Annotated in this window: 15 protein-coding genes; 10 read left to right on the top strand and 5 right to left on the bottom strand. The window is 56.3% G+C overall.

Translation table 11 applies throughout. From position 1 onward, the window contains the following. The first annotated feature begins 185 nt into the window (after positions 1–185). Complete coding sequence (locus tag AAF463_RS02770; protein WP_350261487.1) at positions 186–1,688, top strand: helicase HerA-like C-terminal domain-containing protein; 1,503 nt, start codon at positions 186–188, stop codon at positions 1,686–1,688. Between the two features lie 80 nt (positions 1,689–1,768). Then, complete coding sequence (locus tag AAF463_RS02765; RefSeq protein ID WP_350261486.1) at positions 1,769–3,046, top strand: DUF445 domain-containing protein; 1,278 nt, start codon at positions 1,769–1,771, stop codon at positions 3,044–3,046. 32 nt (positions 3,047–3,078) lie between these two features. Here AAF463_RS02765 and lptG read toward each other — a convergent pair whose 3' ends face one another. Together lptG and lptF are read right to left on the bottom strand one after the other, a co-directional pair. Continuing rightward, positions 3,079–4,155, bottom strand: a complete 1,077-nt coding sequence (lptG, locus tag AAF463_RS02760; protein ID WP_350261485.1) for an LPS export ABC transporter permease LptG — start codon at positions 4,153–4,155, stop codon at positions 3,079–3,081. Further along, a complete protein-coding gene (lptF, locus tag AAF463_RS02755; protein WP_110868051.1) occupies positions 4,155–5,255 on the bottom strand; it encodes an LPS export ABC transporter permease LptF in 1,101 nt (366 codons plus the stop codon). The genes lptG and lptF overlap by 1 nt, the downstream gene beginning before the upstream one ends. Before the next feature lie 269 nt (positions 5,256–5,524). On the opposite strand from lptF, the gene pepA reads away from it, so the two are divergent. From pepA to AAF463_RS02735, 4 genes are all read left to right on the top strand, one after another. Continuing rightward, complete coding sequence (pepA, locus tag AAF463_RS02750) at positions 5,525–7,036, top strand: leucyl aminopeptidase (RefSeq protein WP_101762227.1); 1,512 nt, start codon at positions 5,525–5,527, stop codon at positions 7,034–7,036. Between the two features lie 201 nt (positions 7,037–7,237). Continuing rightward, entirely contained in the window at positions 7,238–7,699 is a 462-nt protein-coding gene (locus AAF463_RS02745) for a DNA polymerase III subunit chi (RefSeq protein ID WP_061718226.1), read from the top strand. A gap of 2 nt (positions 7,700–7,701) precedes the next feature. Beyond that, positions 7,702–10,557: a valine--tRNA ligase gene (locus AAF463_RS02740; RefSeq protein ID WP_350261484.1), complete on the top strand. Its 2,856-nt coding sequence runs from the start codon at positions 7,702–7,704 to the stop codon at positions 10,555–10,557. Between the two features lie 66 nt (positions 10,558–10,623). Continuing rightward, positions 10,624–11,127, top strand: a complete 504-nt coding sequence (locus tag AAF463_RS02735; protein ID WP_137386840.1) for a GNAT family N-acetyltransferase — start codon at positions 10,624–10,626, stop codon at positions 11,125–11,127. A 162-nt stretch (positions 11,128–11,289) separates the two neighbouring features. Here the strand turns inward: AAF463_RS02735 and miaE are convergent, their stop codons facing one another. Both miaE and rraB read right to left on the bottom strand, forming a co-directional pair. Then, on the bottom strand, positions 11,290–12,051 hold the full coding sequence (miaE, locus tag AAF463_RS02730) for a tRNA isopentenyl-2-thiomethyl-A-37 hydroxylase MiaE (RefSeq protein WP_101762230.1): 762 nt from the start codon (positions 12,049–12,051) through the stop codon (positions 11,290–11,292). A 60-nt stretch (positions 12,052–12,111) separates the two neighbouring features. Further along, positions 12,112–12,534, bottom strand: a complete 423-nt coding sequence (gene rraB, locus AAF463_RS02725) for a ribonuclease E inhibitor RraB (RefSeq protein WP_008104254.1) — start codon at positions 12,532–12,534, stop codon at positions 12,112–12,114. A 161-nt stretch (positions 12,535–12,695) separates the two neighbouring features. Here rraB and argF point away from each other — a divergent pair, with 161 nt between their 5' ends. The 4 genes from argF (at position 12,696) to ridA (ending at position 15,822) form a co-directional block, all read left to right on the top strand. Then, positions 12,696–13,703, top strand: a complete 1,008-nt coding sequence (gene argF, locus AAF463_RS02720; protein WP_137385078.1) for an ornithine carbamoyltransferase — start codon at positions 12,696–12,698, stop codon at positions 13,701–13,703. 243 nt (positions 13,704–13,946) lie between these two features. Next, positions 13,947–14,882, top strand: coding sequence for an aspartate carbamoyltransferase (gene pyrB, locus AAF463_RS02715; protein ID WP_350261483.1), 936 nt, complete (start codon positions 13,947–13,949; stop codon positions 14,880–14,882). 10 nt (positions 14,883–14,892) lie between these two features. Next, complete coding sequence (gene pyrI, locus AAF463_RS02710) at positions 14,893–15,357, top strand: aspartate carbamoyltransferase regulatory subunit (protein ID WP_007886734.1); 465 nt, start codon at positions 14,893–14,895, stop codon at positions 15,355–15,357. A gap of 78 nt (positions 15,358–15,435) precedes the next feature. After that, positions 15,436–15,822: a 2-iminobutanoate/2-iminopropanoate deaminase gene (ridA, locus tag AAF463_RS02705; RefSeq protein WP_061718232.1), complete on the top strand. Its 387-nt coding sequence runs from the start codon at positions 15,436–15,438 to the stop codon at positions 15,820–15,822. Between the two features lie 152 nt (positions 15,823–15,974). Here ridA and AAF463_RS02700 read toward each other — a convergent pair whose 3' ends face one another. After that, a complete protein-coding gene (locus AAF463_RS02700) occupies positions 15,975–18,359 on the bottom strand; it encodes a family 20 glycosylhydrolase (protein ID WP_350261481.1) in 2,385 nt (794 codons plus the stop codon). Between the last annotated feature and the right edge of the window lie 64 nt (positions 18,360–18,423).

The raw sequence follows: 18,423 nt of genomic DNA, 5'->3' as shown, positions 1-18,423 counted from the left end.
CGTTTACGGGGGAAGGCCGGGATGGGGGACAGCAGGCACCTAACCTCCTTCCCCCGTTCACGGGGGAAGGCCGGGATGGGGACAGCAGGCACATAATTACGCCTTTTTCGGCACAATCCTCCTCCCTCCTCGCGCGCCGCTTGCTATCCTTCTGGCATAACCTATTGCCTGAGAGCGAAAAAATCATGACCACTCCGTTACTGATTGCCCAAACGCCTGACGTTCAACTGCATCTTCTCTCCAACATGGCGAACCGCCACGGTTTGATCACCGGCGCTACCGGCACCGGCAAAACCGTTACGCTGCAAAAGCTGGCGGAATCCTTCTCCGATATCGGCGTGCCGGTGTTTATGGCCGATGTGAAAGGCGATCTCACCGGCATTTCCGCCGCAGGCGAAGGATCCGAGAAGCTGCTGGCGCGTCTGGCGAAGATTGGCGTCAGCGACTGGCAGGCGCAGAAAAATCCGGTGATGGTGTGGGATATTTTTGGTCAGCAAGGCCATCCGGTGCGCGCCACGGTATCCGATCTCGGCCCGCTGCTGCTGGCGCGGCTGCTCAACCTTAACGACGTGCAATCGGGCGTGCTGCAAATCATCTTCCGCATCGCCGACGATCAGGGCTTGTTGCTACTGGATTTCAAAGATCTGCGCGCCATGACGCAATACATCGGCGACAACGCCAAAGCCTTCCAGACGCAATACGGCAACATCAACAGCGCGTCCGTTGGGGCGATTCAGCGCGGATTACTGGCGCTGGAGCAGCAAGGTGCCGAGCACTTCTTTGGCGAGCCGATGCTGGATATCCGCGACTGGATGCGCTGCGATAGCAACGGCAAAGGCTTTATCAACATCCTCTCGGCAGAAAAGCTTTATCAAATGCCAAAACTCTACGCCACCAGCCTGCTGTGGCTGATGGCCGAGCTGTATGAGCACTTGCCCGAAGCCGGCGATCTCGATAAGCCTAAAATGGTGTTCTTCTTCGACGAAGCGCATCTGCTGTTTACCGATGCACCGGCGGTGCTGCTGGAGAAAGTTGAGCAGGTGATTCGCCTGATCCGTTCGAAAGGCGTTGGCGTCTATTTCGTTACGCAGAATCCCGCTGATATTCCCGACAACGTGCTGGGCCAGCTCGGCAACCGCGTACAGCATGCGCTGCGCGCCTTTACCCCGAAAGATCAGAAAGCGGTAAAAAGTGCCGCCGAAACCATGCGCGCCAATCCGGCGTTTGATACCGTCGAGGCGATTCAGGCGCTCGGTACCGGCGAAGCGCTGATCTCCTTTCTCGATGAAAAAGGCAGTCCATCGATGGTGCAGCGAGCGATGGTGATTGCGCCCGGCTCGCGCATGGGACCGGTTACGCAGGATGAACGCAATGGCCTGATCAACAATTCGCCGCTGTACGGTAAATACGATAGCGAAGTCGATCGCGAGTCGGCGTTCGAAATGCTGCAAAAAGGCGTGCAGGCCACCACGCAGCAAGCCAATGCGCCGGAAGCCAAAGGCAACAAGGTCGCCGTTGATGACGTTATTCTCGGCGGTCTGAAGGACATTCTGTTCGGCACCACTGGCCCACGCGGCGGCAAGCGCGACGGCGTGGTGCAGAGCGTGGCGAAGAGTGCCGCGCGCCAGGTCACCAATCAGATCATTCGAGGTGTATTAGGAAGCCTTCTTGGCGGCCGCCGTCGCTAATACCCGGCATACTTCAAGCCGCAGGTGCGTTAGCTGTATGTCTTCCTGCAACTCGAATTGTTTAGGGTATTTAAGGAACTATGGATAAATTCCAACAACTTAAGCGCAGCAAACGTCTGGCGCTGTCACTGCTGCTGATTGCGGCAGCCACCTTTATTGTGACGCTGTTTCTGCCAGCCAACTTTTGGGTGCTTGGGCTGAAGGCAATCGCAGAAGCGGCGATGGTCGGCGCATTAGCCGACTGGTTCGCCGTGGTGGCGCTGTTCCGGCGCGTGCCGGTGCCGTTTATCTCACGTCATACAGCAATTATTCCGCGCAATAAAGATCGCATTGGCGAGAATCTGGGTCGCTTTGTGCAGGAGAAATTCCTCGATACCGATTCGCTGCTGGCGCTGATTCGCCGCCACGATCCGTCGCAGATGCTGGCGCAGTGGCTGAACACGCCGGGCAACGCCGATCGCATTGGTCGTCATCTGTTACAGGTGATGCGCGGTTTTCTCGATCTCACCGATGATCAACGCATTCAGCGCTTTCTGCGCCGTGCGGTGCATCGCGCGCTGGATAAGGTCGATCTCACCCAATCCAGCGCGCTGCTGCTGGATAGCCTGACGAAAAATAATCGCCATCAGGAGCTGCTGGATGCGGCGGTACAACAGCTGCTGCGCTTGCTGCACAAGCCCGGAACGCGCGAGTTTATCGCCGCGCAGATTGTGCGCTGGCTCAAGCGCGAACATCCGATCAAAGCCAAAATGCTGCCAACCGAATGGCTGGGCGAACACAGCGCTGATTTGGTGGCGAATGCGGTGGATTCGATACTCGATCAGGTCGCGCTCGATCAGGGGCATGAGTTGCGTCTGGGCTTTGACCGCGCGGTGCAGCGGCTGATTGAGCGGCTGAAAAGCGATCCTGAAATGGCGGAACGTGCTGAAAATATCAAGAGCTGGCTGAAGGAAGATGAGTCGTTCAATCGCTACATTGGCGAGCTATGGCAGGATTTACGGGGCTGGCTGAAAGACGATGTAAATAGTGAGGATTCACGAGTGCAGGAGCGCGTCAGACTGGCCGCGCTGTGGCTGGGCGAGACGCTGGCGGCTGACGAAGCGCTGCGCGCCTCGATGAATCAGCATCTGGAAGATGCCGCACGCAGCGTGGCGCCGGAGTTTGCTGCCTTCCTGACGCGCCATATTAGCGATACGGTGAAAAGCTGGGATGCGCGCGATATGTCGCAGCAAATTGAGCTGAATATCGGCCGCGACCTGCAGTTTATCCGCATTAACGGCACGCTGGTTGGCGGGACGATTGGGCTGATTTTGTATGTGTTGTCGCAGGTGCCGGGTTGGATCGAGCGTATTCAGTAAAAAGGTCGCCATGAATGGCGACCTTACAAGGCTTAGCGGCGTTTCATCAGCAGGAACAAGCTGATGGCGAAGAATGCACCGCTCGGCAGAATCGCACCCAGAATCGGCGGCAAACCGTATACCAGGCTTAGCGGGCCAAAAATCTGGTCCATAACGTAGAACAGGAAGCCAAAGCTAATCCCCGTCACCACGCGCACGCCCATCGATACGCTTCGCAGCGGACCAAAGATAAACGACAGCGCCATCAGCATCATCACCGCCACAGAGAGCGGCTGGAAGATTTTGCTCCACATATTCAGCTGGTAGCGCCCTGCAACCTGGCCGCTCTGCTTGAGGTATTTGCTGTAGTTATACAGGCCGGTGATCGAGAGCGCGTCCGGGTCCAGCGCCACTACGCCGAGCTTGTCAGGCGTCAGGTTGGTTTTCCATTCGCCGCTCAGGCTTTGCGAGCCGGTAATTTGTTTGGCATCTTGCAGATCCGATTCATCGACCTGCGACAGCGCCCAGACCTTTTTATCCGCATCCCAGGCGGCACTCGCCGCATAGCGTACGCTGAGTAAACGGCGCTGATCGCTGAACTTGTAGATGCTGACGCCATCAATCTCGTTATCGCCTTTGATGCGCTCGATGTAGATGAAGTCGTTGCCGTCTTTCGCCCACAGGCCGTTTTGCGTCGAAACCAGCGAGCCACCGTACAGCTGCTGCGCACGGTAGTTACGCGCCATCTGTTCACCCTGCGGTGCAACGAATTCGCCCACCGCCATGGTCAACAGCACCAGCGGAATCGCGGTTTTCATTACTGCCAGCGCCACCTGCATGCGGGTAAAGCCCGATGCCTGCATCACCACCAGTTCACTACGCTGCGCCAGCGTGCCCAAACCGAGCAGTGCGCCCAATAGCGCCGCCATCGGGAAGAAGATTTCGATATCTTTCGGTACGCTGAGCAGCGTGTAATAACCGGCGTCCAGCGCGGTATAAGCGCCCTGCCCGGTTTTCCGCAGCTGATCGACGAACTTAATAATGCCCGACAGCGACACCAGCATGAACAGCGTCAGCATGATGGTGTTAAAGATGGTTTTGCCGATATAGCGGTCAAGAACCTTAAACATCAGACCGATCCTCCACGGCTAAAGCGCGCGCGGATGCGACGCATCGGCACGGTATCCCACATGTTCAGCAGCACCGCCAGCGCCAGATAGGAGAAGTTCACCACCCACATCCAGATGGCCGGATCGAAGCGGCCTTTCGCGGCGTTGGAACGCAGAGAACTTTGCAGTAAGAAGAAGATCAGATACAGCAGCATGGCAGGCAGCATCGACAGCACGCGGCCCTGACGCGGGTTCACCACGCTAAGCGGCACCACCATCAACGCCATAACCAGTACGGCAAAAATCAGCGTCAAGCGCCAGTGCAACTCCGCCTGGAACTGCGGGGTTTTGGTCTTGAGCAGCGTGCTAATATCCGCCTGATCGGCATCGTTCGGATCGAGCGTGGCTTCTTTGTAGCCTATCACCGCCTGATAGTTGACGAAGTCCGTGATGCGGAAGTCACGCAGCAAGGCGGTGCCTTCAAAACGCGTGCCTTTATCCAGCGTCACCACTTGCGAGCCATCTTTGTGTTGCTCCATGTGGCCGCTATCAGCCAGCACCACCGAGGGACGCGCGTTGCCTTTCGGACGCAGCTGCGCCAGGAACACGTTGCCGAAGGTATTGCCCTTCACATCTTCAACAAACAGCACCGCATTGCCGTCGCTGGAGGTCTGGAACTGCCCAGCCGCCAGCGCCGCCGCGCCTGGGTTAGATTTGGCGTTTTGCGTCACTTCCTGCTGATAACGTGATGACCATGGCCCTAACCAAATGACGTTGACCGCCGCCACAAGCGAGGTGAACAGCATCAGGATCATCGCGGCTTTAATCAGCACACTTTTGCCCAGGCCGCAGGCATGCATCACCGTGATTTCACTTTCGGTGTACAGCCGCCCAAGGGTCATTAAAATCGCCAGAAACAGGCTTAGGGGCAGGATAAGTTGTGCCATTTCAGGCACGCCGAGTCCTAACAATGTCAGAACTAAGTTTGTTGGAATTTCGCCATCCACCGCAGCTCCCAAAATCCGCACTAACTTCTGACAAAAGAAGATCAGCAGCAGGATGAAGAGGATAGCCAGCTGGCTTTTGAGCGTTTCCCGAACCAGATATCTAATGATGATCACGCTTAGTACGCCTGTGATAACTTGTCTTTTTGCAGGAAAATCGCTAGTTTCAACGCTTATCAGCCATTTTTCTTCATCAATGGCCGTCATCGTAGCTAAAATAGTATGACGAACGCGTTAGTGTGGTGAAAAAACAACATACTTGTCACCACCACTCATTATGACTACCGGCGTTGAATTGTCATGGCGTCGCAACGAATTAATGAGTTACGAGCGCGCTACATTCTAACGACAGCCAAGGCCGTTGTCTTTAAGATTCAGGAGAGTGCATGGAGTTCAGTGTAAAAAGCGGTAGCCCGGAAAAACAGCGTAGCGCCTGCATTGTTGTTGGCGTTTTCGAACCGCGCCGTTTGTCACCCATTGCTGAGCAGCTGGATAAAATCAGCGATGGCTACATCAGCGCCCTGCTGCGCCGCGGTGAACTGGAAGGAAAAGTGGGCCAAACGCTGCTGCTGCACCATGTGCCGAATATCCTCTCCGAACGCATCCTGCTGATCGGCTGCGGTAAAGAGCGCGAGCTTGATGAGCGCCAGTATAAGCAGGTCATTCAGAAGACAATCAATACCTTGAACGACACCGGCTCAATGGAAGCGGTGTGCTTCCTGACTGAACTGCACGTCAAAGGTCGCAATACTTACTGGAAAGTGCGTCAGGCGGTCGAAACCTCTAAAGAAGCGCTCTACAACTTTGATCAGCTGAAAAGCAACAAAGTCGAGCCGCGCCGTCCGCTGCGTAAACTGGTGTTCAACGTGCCGACCCGCCGTGAACTTACCAGCGGCGAGCGTGCCATTCAGCACGGTTTGGCCGTGGCTGCCGGTGTGAAAGCCGCCAAAGATCTCAGCAATATGCCGCCAAATATTTGTAACGCCGCGTATCTGGCGTCGCAGGCGCGTCAGCTGGCGGATGCGTACAGCAAAAATGTCACCACCCGCGTCATCGGCGAACAGCAGATGAAAGAGTTGGGGATGAACGCCTATCTGGCGGTTGGCGCAGGTTCGCACAACGAATCGCTGATGTCGGTGATTGAGTACAAAGGCAATCACGATCCGGAAGCGCGCCCCATCGTGCTGGTCGGCAAAGGCTTAACCTTTGATTCCGGCGGTATCTCGATCAAACCCGCCGATTCCATGGATGAGATGAAGTACGACATGTGCGGTGCGGCGTCCGTTTACGGCGTGATGCGCATGGTGGCGGAACTGAATTTACCGCTGAACGTGGTGGGCGTGCTGGTGGGCTGTGAAAACATGCCTGATGGCAAATCGATGCGTCCGGGCGACGTGCTGACCACTATGTCAGGTCAAACCGTTGAAGTGCTGAATACCGATGCCGAAGGCCGTCTGGTGCTGTGCGATGCGCTGACCTACGTTGAACGCTTCGAGCCAGAAGTGGTGATTGACGTGGCCACACTGACCGGCGCCTGCGTGATTGCGCTGGGTCACCATGTCAGCGGTTTGATGTCGAACCACAATCCGCTGGCGCACGAGCTGATCAGCGCATCTGAGCAGTCCGGCGACCGCGCCTGGCGTCTGCCGATGGCGGATGAGTATCAGGAGCAGCTGGAATCCAACTTTGCTGATATGGCGAACATTGGCGGCCGTCCTGGCGGTGCGATTACCGCCGCCTGCTTCCTCGCGCGCTTTGCGCGTAAGTTTAATTGGGCGCACCTGGATATCGCCGGTACCGCATGGCGTTCCGGTAAAGCCAAAGGCGCAACCGGCCGTCCGGTACCGCTGCTGTCGCAGTTCCTGCTGAATCGCGCAGGGTTGAACGGCGACGATTGATTTGGTGATGGCTGTCGCCCATCATTGATTTGGTGATGGCTGTCCCCCATCCCGGCCTTCCCCCACAAGTGGGGGAAGGAGACGCTGCTACATGCGAATTCACAACTAACATAGGGCAGCATCTTCCTCCCCCACTTGTGGGGGAGGACCGAGGTGGGGGACAGCAAGCACCCAGCCCCCCCCTCTCATCCAAAGGATCCAATGAAAAACGCCACTTTCTATGTGATGGAGTCTGAGAGCGCCGACGACGGCCTAACCGCCATCGAAGCGTTGGTGTGCTCTCTTGCCGAAACACGCTGGCGTGACGGCAAACGCATCCTGATTGCCTGCGAAAACGAAGAACAAGCCAATCGGCTGGATGAAGCGCTCTGGCAACTTCCGGCAAACGCCTTTGTGCCGCACAATCTGGCGGGAGAAGGCCCGCGCTACGGCGCTCCGGTTGAGCTGGCCTGGCCACAGCGTCGCGGTAGTTCACCGCGCGATCTGCTGATCAGCCTTCTGCCACAGTTCGCAGATTTTGCTACTGGTTTCCATGAAGTGATAGACTTCGTTCCTTATGAAGAATCTCTAAAACAACTGGCGCGCGATCGCTACAAAGCCTATCGCAGCGTTGGTTTCCAATTGAATACGGCGACGCCACCCTCGCCGCAAACGACAGTGTAGAAATGGAAAAGACATATAACCCGCAAGATATCGAGCAGCCGCTCTACGAGCACTGGGAACAGCAGGGCTACTTTAAACCGAATGGCGATACCAGCCAGGAAAGCTTTTGCATCATGATCCCGCCGCCGAACGTCACCGGCAGCTTGCATATGGGTCACGCTTTCCAGCAGACCATCATGGATACCATGATTCGCTACCAGCGCATGCAGGGTAAAAATACCTTGTGGCAGGCCGGTACCGATCACGCCGGTATCGCTACGCAGATGGTGGTAGAACGCAAAATCGCCGCTGAAGAGGGCAAAACGCGCCAGGATTATGGCCGCGATGCATTCATCGACAAAATCTGGCAGTGGAAAGCGGAATCCGGCGGCACCATTACTCGCCAGATGCGTCGTCTCGGCAACTCGGTTGACTGGGATCGCGAGCGCTTCACCATGGACGAAGGTCTGTCCAACGCAGTGCGCGAAGTGTTTGTCCGCCTGTACAAAGAGAACCTGATTTACCGTGGCAAACGCCTGGTAAACTGGGATCCAAAACTACGTACCGCAATCTCCGATCTGGAAGTGGAAAACCGCGAGAGCAAAGGCTCGATGTGGCACATCCGCTATCCGCTGGCTGACGGCGTGAAAACCGCTGAAGGTAAAGATTATCTGGTGGTGGCGACCACGCGTCCGGAAACCCTGCTAGGCGATACCGGCGTCGCGGTTAACCCGGAAGATCCGCGTTATAAAGATCTGATCGGCAAAGAGCTGATCCTGCCACTGGTGAACCGTCGTATTCCGATCGTTGGCGATGAACACGCTGATATGGAAAAAGGCACCGGCTGCGTGAAGATCACGCCTGCGCATGACTTCAACGACTACGAAGTGGGTCGTCGTCATAAGCTGCCGATGATCAACATTCTGACCTTTGATGGCGACATCCGCGAGCGCGCGGAAGTGTTCGACACCAATGGCGAAGTCAGCGACGCGTGCGCAGACGACATCCCGGCACAGTTCCAGAAAATGGAGCGTTTCGCCGCGCGTAAAGCGATGGTTGCCGCCATTGATGAGATTGGCCTGCTGGAAGAGATCAAACCGCACGACCTCACCGTGCCTTACGGCGATCGCGGCGGCGTGGTGATCGAGCCAATGCTGACCGACCAATGGTATGTGCGCACCGCACCGCTGGCGAAAGTCGCGGTTGAAGCGGTAGAAAACGGCGATATCCAGTTCGTGCCGAAGCAGTACGAAAACATGTACTTCTCATGGATGCGTGACATTCAGGATTGGTGTATTTCACGTCAGCTGTGGTGGGGACACCGCATCCCAGCATGGTACGACAACGACGGCAACGTCTATGTTGGCCGCACCGAGGACGAAGTGCGTCAGGAAAACAATCTGGCTGCCGATGTGGCGCTGCGCCAGGATGACGACGTGCTGGATACCTGGTTCTCGTCCGGTCTGTGGACCTTCTCGACGCTGGGCTGGCCGGAGAACACCGAAGCGCTGCGTACCTTCCATCCAACCAGCGTGCTGGTGAGCGGCTTCGACATCATCTTCTTCTGGATTGCGCGCATGATCATGCTGACCATGCACTTTATCAAAGATGAAAACGGCAAGCCGCAGGTGCCGTTCAAAACCGTTTATATGACCGGTTTGATCCGCGATGAAGAAGGCCAGAAGATGTCCAAGTCGAAAGGTAACGTCATCGATCCGCTGGATATGATTGACGGCATTTCGCTGGAAGATCTGCTGGAGAAACGTACCGGCAACATGATGCAGCCGCAGCTGGCTGAGAAGATCCGCAAACGTACCGAAAAGCAGTTCCCGGACGGCATCGTGCCTTCAGGTACCGATGCGCTGCGCTTCACCCTTGCCGCGCTGGCTTCTACCGGTCGTGACATCAACTGGGATATGAAGCGCCTCGAAGGCTACCGCAACTTCTGCAACAAGTTGTGGAACGCCAGCCGCTTCGTGCTGATGAATACCGAAGAGCAGGATTGCGGACAAAACGGCGGCGAAATGAAGCTGTCGCTGGCGGATCGCTGGATTCTGAGCGAATTCAACCGCAGCGTAAAAGCCTACCGTGAAGCGCTGGATAACTATCGCTTTGATATCGCGGCCAACATTCTGTACGACTTCACCTGGAACCAGTTCTGTGACTGGTATCTGGAGTTGACCAAGCCGGTGATGACCAGCGGTAGCGAAGCGGAACTGCGCGGTACGCGTAATACGCTGGTCACCGTGCTGGAAGCGCTGCTGCGTCTGGCGCATCCGATCATTCCTTACATCACCGAAACCATCTGGCAGCGTGTGAAAGGCCTGAAAAACATCGATCACGATACCATCATGCTGCAGCCGTTCCCGCAGTATGACGCGGCGAAAGAGGATGCCGAGGCGCAAGCCGATATCGAGTGGATGAAGCAGGCGATCGTCGCGGTACGTAATATCCGTGCTGAGATGAACATCGCACCAAGCAAGCCGCTCGACGTGCTGCTGCGTGACTGCTCTGCCGCCGCGCAGCGTCGCGTCGAAGAGAACCGCACCTTCCTGTCGCGTCTGGCGCGTCTGGAAAGCCTGACCATTCTGCCTGCAGGCGAGAAAGGCCCGGTTTCGGTCACTAAGATTGTTGAAGGCGCTGAGTTGCTGATTCCGATGGCGGATCTGGTCAACAAAGAAGCCGAGCTGGAGCGTCTGGCGAAAGAGCTGGTGAAACTTGATGTCGAAATTGAGAAGATCCAGACCAAGCTGGCGAACGAAGGCTTTGTCTCACGAGCGCCGGAAGCGGTTGTCGCCAAAGAGCGTGAGCGCGTGGCTGAGCTTGAGCAATCAAAAGCAAAACTGTTTGAACAGCAGGGCGTGATTGCGGCATTGTAAGCGCTTCAGTCCAACTGCTTAATCGAAGCCGGGCACTGCCCGGCTTTTTTATACCGGAAGATAATGATGACCACCGACGCTCCCATCAATTTAAAGGTGCGCCCCATTACAGCCGCCGATAACCCGCTGATTGCACAGGTGATCCGTGATGTGTCAGCCGAATTTGGCCTGACGGCGGATAAAGGCTACACCGTGTCCGATCCCCATCTCGATCGCCTGTTCGAACTCTACAGCGAAGCCAACAGCGCTTACTGGATTGTGGAACATGATGGTGTGGTGGTGGGCGGCGGCGGCGTTGCACCGCTGGCCTGCAGCGCGCCGGATATCTGTGAGCTGCAGAAAATGTATTTCCTGCCGCAGGTGCGCGGCTTAGGTCTGGCGCGCGATCTGGCGCTGCGTGCCATGGAATTCGCCCGTCAGCAGGGCTTTCAGCGCTGCTATCTGGAAACCACCGGCAGTTTGACGCGTGCGATTAAGTTGTATGAGTCGTTGGGGTTTGAGCTGATTGATAGCGCGATGGGTTGTACCGGGCATGTGGATTGTGAAGTGCGGATGCTGAAGGTGTTGTGATTTGATGTGCTGGCTGTGTATGCTCGCTGTCCCCCTCCTCGGTCCTCCCCCATAAATGGGGGAGGAAGATGCTGCCACATGTCAGCGCTGAAGCTGCATGTGGCAGCATCTCCTTCCCCCGCTAGCGGGGGAAGGCCGGGATGGGGGACAGCGCGCACAAACCTAAACCGCCGGCACTCCACTATGAAACCGCAGTTCGCCATCCGGCTCGCTGATTAAGCGCGCTTCTGCCTCGCCAAACACCTGCACGCGCGGCGCAATCTCCTTCGGCGAAATCTGCTGCGCCAGCTTCAGGTAATCCTGATAGTGACGCGCTTCCGAGCGCAGCAGCGAAATATAGAACTTCTCCAATTGCTCATCCAGATACGGCGCCAGGCTGGCGAAACGTTCGCAGGATCGCGCTTCGATGTACGCTCCGCAAATCAGCTTATCCACCAGCGCTTCCGGCTCGTATGTGCGAATCTCGCGAATCAAACCTTTGGCATAGCGGCTGGCAGTGATTTTGCGATACGGCAAACCGCGCGACTGCATGATTTCCCACACCTGATAGAAGTGGTGCAGCTCCTCTTTCACCAGCAGCACCATCATCTCCACCAAATCATCGGCCCACGGCAGCTCGTTGCGCACGATAATGCTTTTGGTCAGATTCTTGTGGGCATTGATAAAGTTACCGTCCTGCTCGTCGCGGTAGATAAAATCTTCATACGGCTTGAGCCACGCCAGAATGGCATCACCACTTGGCTTATCCGCCACGTATTTACGGATGATGAACACCGCGGTTTGCGCGGCTTTCAATTCACAAACCATGTGATCGGTGAGCAGCAACGTCAGATTTTCCGGCTTGCGCGCTTCATCAATCCACGCTTGTGGCGTGCGGCAATGCAGGAATTGATAGATCGGTTCTAATAGCGGAGCGTAATTCATGGGCAGTCTTTTGTCTTACGGGGAAACGTGATCAGGGCGGCGAGTGCCGCCCATTAATGCTTAGTGACGCACACCGTTGTCTTCTTCGTCGTCGATGAACTCGCCATCGTCGTCTTCATCTTCGGCATCAGGATCTTCAAAGTAGGTGCCCCAACCGTCGTAATCGACATTGTAGCTGCCCGCCAGATTCACCAGCTGCTCAACCTGCGCATCAATCAGCTCTGGCTTCAACGCGCCTTCGCTCAGGATATCCACACACATTACGGTGGTGCCGTCTTCCAGCTCCAGCTCTTCTGGCTCGCTCACTTCGTAGCCCAGCTTGAAGGCATCAACCGCCACCTTCTCCAGCGAGTCGAAGTTGTTGCAGGAGAGATGATGCTCAATAGTGTAAAGCGCATCTGGATCGCTGCCGTCTTCCAGCAACTCTTCAATGATCAGTCGCGTCTCTTCGCGCTGTTCTTCCAGCAATGCTTCATATGCCATGGGTGTGTCCTCAAATATTCGGCTGAATTCAATTATTTTCCCACACTGCCTCGCGCGCCACTACACAAAACAACAAGTTTCTTAGCGCTGGGGTTGAAAATGCATATTCATACGGTTAGATTGAATTTTAATTCATTTAATGTAGGCATCCGGAGCGCTGTATGAGTCAGCTACATCAAAGACATTTCCTGAGATTGCTGGATTTCACCCCAGCCGAAATCGATTCTCTGCTGAGTCTGGCAGGTGAATTAAAACACGCAAAGAAAAATGCCAGCGAAACGCAGTACCTGAAAGGCAAAAACATCGCGCTCATCTTCGAAAAAGACTCGACTCGTACCCGATGCTCTTTCGAAGTTGCCGCTTACGATCAGGGCGCTAACGTCACCTATCTCGGCCCAAGCGGCAGCCAAATCGGCCATAAAGAGTCGATGAAAGACACCGCGCGCGTGCTGGGACGCATGTATGACGGTATTCAGTATCGCGGCTACGGCCAGGAACTGGTGGAAACCTTAGCGGAATTCGCTGGCGTGCCAGTGTGGAACGGCCTGACCACCGAATTCCATCCCACGCAACTGCTGGCCGATCTGCTGACAATGCAGGAACATTTGCCGGGTAAATCGCTGAATGAAATGACGCTGGTTTACGTCGGCGATGCGCGCAACAACATGGGCAACAGCATGCTGGAAGCCGCTGCGCTGGTCGGCCTCGATCTGCGTCTGGTGGCGCCAAAAGGCTGCTGGCCGGAAGCGGAACTGGTGGAGCAATGCCGCGTGGCCGCACAGCAAACCGGTGGCAAAATCACCCTGACTGAAGATATCGCTGAAGGGGTGCAAGGTGCCGACTTCATCTACACGGATGTGTGGGTGTCGATGGGCGAAGCCAAATCGGTGTGGGAAGATCGCATCGCCCTGCTGCGTCCTTATCAGGTTAATAGCGCGATGCTGGCGCTGACCGGCAATCCGCAGGTGAAGTTCCTGCACTGCTTACCGGCCTTCCATGACGACAAAACCACGCTGGGCCGTCAAATGGCCGAGCAGCACGGTTTGCACGATGGCATGGAAGTGAGTAATGAGGTGTTTGAATCTGCGCACAGCATCGTGTTCGATCAGGCTGAAAACCGCATGCACACCATTAAAGCGGTGATGGTCGCGACGCTCGGCAAGCTATGATTGGTGGCGCCGCAAACGTTTACCTCGCGCGCGATATTTGCTTGATGCAAATCAGTGAATGCGTATAATGCGGCCCAATTTGCCGGAGGAAACATGCAACAGCGCAGCGCACAATTTGACGCTCAACGACGCCTGACAGCGGGCGGCGCATCTGTTTCTTTCCGTCATCAATCGATCGTAAAAAAAGCCCCTTAAGCAGGGGCTTTTTTTTGTCCGCAATCCGGCAGCGCAGAGGAGAACGCTATGGCCAACCCGCTATATCGCAAGCACATTATTTCCATCAACGATCTCAACCGCGACGAGCTGGAGCTGGTGCTGCATACCGCTGCCCAGCTGAAAGCCAATCCCCAGCCGGAGCTGCTGAAACACAATGTGATCGCCAGCTGCTTCTTTGAGGCTTCAACGCGTACGCGTTTGTCGTTTGAAACCGCGATGCATCGTCTCGGCGCGTCAGTGGTGGGCTTCGCCGACGGTAGCAACACCTCGCTCGGCAAGAAAGGCGAAACCCTCGCCGATACCATTTCGGTGATTGGGACTTACGTTGATGCCATCGTGATGCGTCATCCGCAGGAAGGCGCCGCGCGTCTGGCGACGGAATTCTCCGGCGGCATTCCAATCCTCAACGCCGGTGATGGCGCTAACCAGCATCCAACGCAAACGCTGCTCGATCTCTTCACCATCCGCGAAACGCAAAATCGCCTGGATAACCTAAATGTGGCAATGGTCGGCGACCTGAAATATGGCCGCACCGTGCATTCACTGACGCAGGCGCTGGCGAAGTTTGATGGCAACCGCTTCTTCTTTATCGCGCCGGATGCGCTGGCGATGCCGGCGTACATCACCGATATGCTGGATGAGCAGAACATTGCCTGGTCACGCCACGACACCATCGAAGAAGTGATGCCAGAACTCGATATTCTGTATATGACGCGCGTGCAGAAAGAGCGCCTCGATCCGTCGGAATACGCCAACGTTAAAGCACAGTTCATTCTGCGCGCCGCTGATTTAGCCGGTGCGCGCGACAACATGAAAGTGCTGCATCCGCTGCCGCGTATCGACGAGATCACCACCGACGTGGATAGCACGCCGTACGCCTGGTATTTTCAGCAGGCTGGAAATGGCATCTTCGCTCGCCAGGCGCTGCTGGCGCTGGTACTGAATCGCGAACTGGCACTGTAAGGAGAAAGCGATGACTCACGATAATAAATTGCAGGTTGAAGCCATCAAACGCGGCACGGTGATTGACCATATCCCGGCGCAGGTCGGCTTTAAGTTACTTTCGCTGTTTCGTCTGACCGAAACCGATCAGCGCATCACCATCGGCCTCAACTTGCCGTCGGGCGAGATGGGCCGTAAAGATCTGATCAAGATCGAAAATACCTTCCTGACCGACGATCAGATCAATCAGTTGGCGGTGTATGCGCCGCTCGCCACGGTAAACCGCATTGACGAATACGAAGTGGTGGCGAAGATCGCCCCCACCTTGCCGGATCGTATTGACCGCGTGCTGACCTGCCCGAACAGCAACTGCATCAGCCGTAACGAGCCGGTATTCACCAGTTTTGCGGTGAAAAAGCGCGAAGATGATGTGCATCTGAAGTGCAAATATTGCGAGAAAGAGTTCGCGCGCCACGTGGTGCTCGGTCACTGGTAATCGCCCGCGTCGTCCCTATAATGGGACGATTCATTTCGCGGCGGACATCGGTCGGCCGCGCACTTTCAAGGAGAAACAATGTCTCGCGAAATCAGTACTTCAAACGCACCCGCAGCGATTGGCCCTTACGTGCAGGGCGTGGATCTCGGCAGCATGATCATCACTTCAGGCCAGATCCCGGTTGATCCGGCCACCGGCGCCGTTGCCGACGATGTTTCCGCGCAGGCACGTCAATCACTGGAAAATGTGAAGGCGATTGTCGAAGCCGCCGGCCTGAAAGTGGGCGATATCGTGAAAACCACCGTGTTTGTGAAGGATTTGAATGACTTCGCCACCGTGAACGCGACTTATGAAGCGTTCTTCACCGAGCACAACGCCAGCTTCCCAGCGCGTTCGTGCGTGGAAGTGGCGCGCCTGCCGAAAGATGTGAAGATTGAGATCGAGGCGATTGCGGTACGTCGTTGATTTGGTTGGTGCTGGCTGTCCCCCATCCCGGCCTTCCCCCGCAAGCGGGGGAAGGAGATGCTGCCACATGCAGCTTCATCACTGACATATGGCAGCCTCTTCCTCCCCCATTTATGGGGGAGGACCGAGGAGGGGGACAGCCATCACAATATCTATTTAAACGACCGCAACAACTTCTCCAGCGGCCGCACCAGCGCCAGCACTGTTTCATCCTGCACCTGCGCTGCCGTATCCAGTTGCGTATGCATCTGCGCCACCTCACCTGCGCCATACGCCTGATTACGTTCCAGCGCATTGACCAAATCCAGTCCCATTCGGCTCAACTCTGCTACTTGCTGTACTTGCTGCTGCAGCGGCTTGAGCTGATAGCTGCCCAGAATTAGCGGCATCACCGCATCGCTGTTGTTCTGCCAGCGCTGCAATTGCTGACGGATGGCATGCGCCGCCGCATGATCGGCGCGATTGGCGATCAAGCGATCCACCTGCTTATCCAGCACACGCACCGCATTGCTCTCGGCCGGCAACACATCCGCCAAACGATTGAGCGGTTCAAAATAGTCGTAATGTCCCGCCTGAAATTTCAGATGCTGGCGCGTGTAGTACTGCGCTGGCTCCAGCACTTCGGCCAATATGCGCAGCGGCGTGATGTCGCTGCTGTTCGCCAGTCGCATCATCTGCACTTCAGCCTGCTGATGCTGCTGCAAGCCGACTGAAACAGTGCCCCAGCGATCCACCGCGCTCAGGCGCTGATACATGTTATCGCTGTCGGTGACATCCTGCGCCGACCATAACCGCTCCGCCACCACAAAGGCGCGCGGCCAAAGGCGTGTGTCGATTACCCGGCTGTTAACGTTCTCCGCCCACAGCGCCGCTTCGCCGCCAATCAGGTTGTTCTGCATCTGTTGCGGCGTCGGCAGCGATGGCGTAATGCCGGTTGGCACCTGAGGCAACTTGCTGCCTTCTGCGGGATAGCGCACGTTGCCCACCAGCATATAACCGGTCAGCTTGTCTTGCGTTAGCGTCACCATCGGCTGGAATGGCCCCATCCACGTATCGACGCTGAACGTCAGCTGTGTGGGCGACAGCCAGCGGATATCACTGACCATGCGACGCGCTTTGCCGCTGAAATCGATAAAGCCGCGCCAGCCGTTTTTCCCTTCTATCAGGGTAAAGCTGCCTTTCAGCGCGCTGCCTTTCAAACGCGGCATGGTGAATTGCCAGCTCTGCGCCTGCTCACCTGCCTGCACCTGATCCGCGCCGTTAAGCCCCTGCGGCCAGGGTTCATTGCGATAGTGATAGGCGGCGGTTTGCGGCTGATCGAGATAGAAACCGGTGGAGAGAATGCCGCGAAAGTCGTTTTTCGCCACCGTGCCCAACGCATCCTGTCCTTGCCACGATTGAATCAGAATGCTTTTAGGCAGATCAGGATGGTAAACCTCATCCCAGCCGATCATGCGGCGCTGATGCGCTTCGAGGATTTTCTCAACGCGCTGATTAAACCAAGCTTGCAGCGCATGCGTATCCTTTAAACCGTGGTCGCGCATAAACTGCTGAATGCGTGTGGAATCGTTCCACTGGGTTGGATCAACCTCATCACCGCCAATGTGGATGTAGGGATCGGGGAAGATCGCCGTCACTTCGCCCATTAAGGTGTCGATAAAGCGAAATACCGCTTCGTTGCTGGGATCGAGCAGCGGCTTAAACACGCCCCAGCCGCGCTCCATCTGATACGGTCCCGGCGCGCTCATTAACTCCGGCATCGCTACTGCTATCGCCGACGCATGACCGGGCAGATCGATTTCCGGTACCACGCGTACGCCGCGCTGCGTGGCGTAGCGCACCACATCGCGCATCTGCTGCTGCGTGTAGTACAAGCCGTCACTGGCTTTCTCCTGCAGCTGCGGATAGTGGCTGGAGGCAAATCGCCAACCTTGATCGTCGGTTAAGTGCCAGTGAAACACGTTCATACGCGCGGCGGCGATGCCGTCGATTTGTCGTTTCACGGTTTCAATTGGCAGGAAGTGGCGCGCCGAATCGATCAGCACGCCGCGCCACGGAAAGCGCGGTTTGTCATCAATGGTGACGTAGGGAATTTCGGTGCCGTTTTCGGTGTTTTCAATCAGCTGCAGCACGGTTTCCATGCCGCGCATCGCGCCAAAGCGCGTGTTGGCTTTCAGCAAGACGCCATCGCTGTTAACCAGCAGATGATAACTTTCGTCGCTGTCTGGTTGAGGAAGCGGATCAACCGCCTGCGCGATTTGTACCTGAATGCTGGGATGATCGCTGGATGCGCTGGCCGGCAGCAGCGGCCAGCCGGTTTGCCGCGCAATGCGCGCGCGCCAGCGCGATTCAGCACCTTCCAGATGATCGCCCGAGATATGCAACGTGAGCTGCGGTGTTAACGCATACGCCCCGCCGCCGCCTGGCTGGACAACGCTTTGTGGCCACGGCATCAGCGGTAAATCTCCAGCCGGCGCGGCGAAGGCGGAAAAAGTCATGGATAAACAACAGGCAAGCAGAGTTCTTTGCAATGGCATCTGGGCATCCTTGTAAATGAAACAACGGACCAAAATGGGCAAAAGGCCCATTAAACCTGTTTCG

This window comes from Pantoea sp. BJ2, assembly GCF_040255075.1.
Taxonomy (GTDB): Bacteria; Pseudomonadota; Gammaproteobacteria; order Enterobacterales; family Enterobacteriaceae; genus Pantoea; species Pantoea leporis.
The sequence above is the reverse complement of the archived record's forward strand: the minus strand, read 5'-3'. Positions and strand labels throughout refer to the sequence as shown.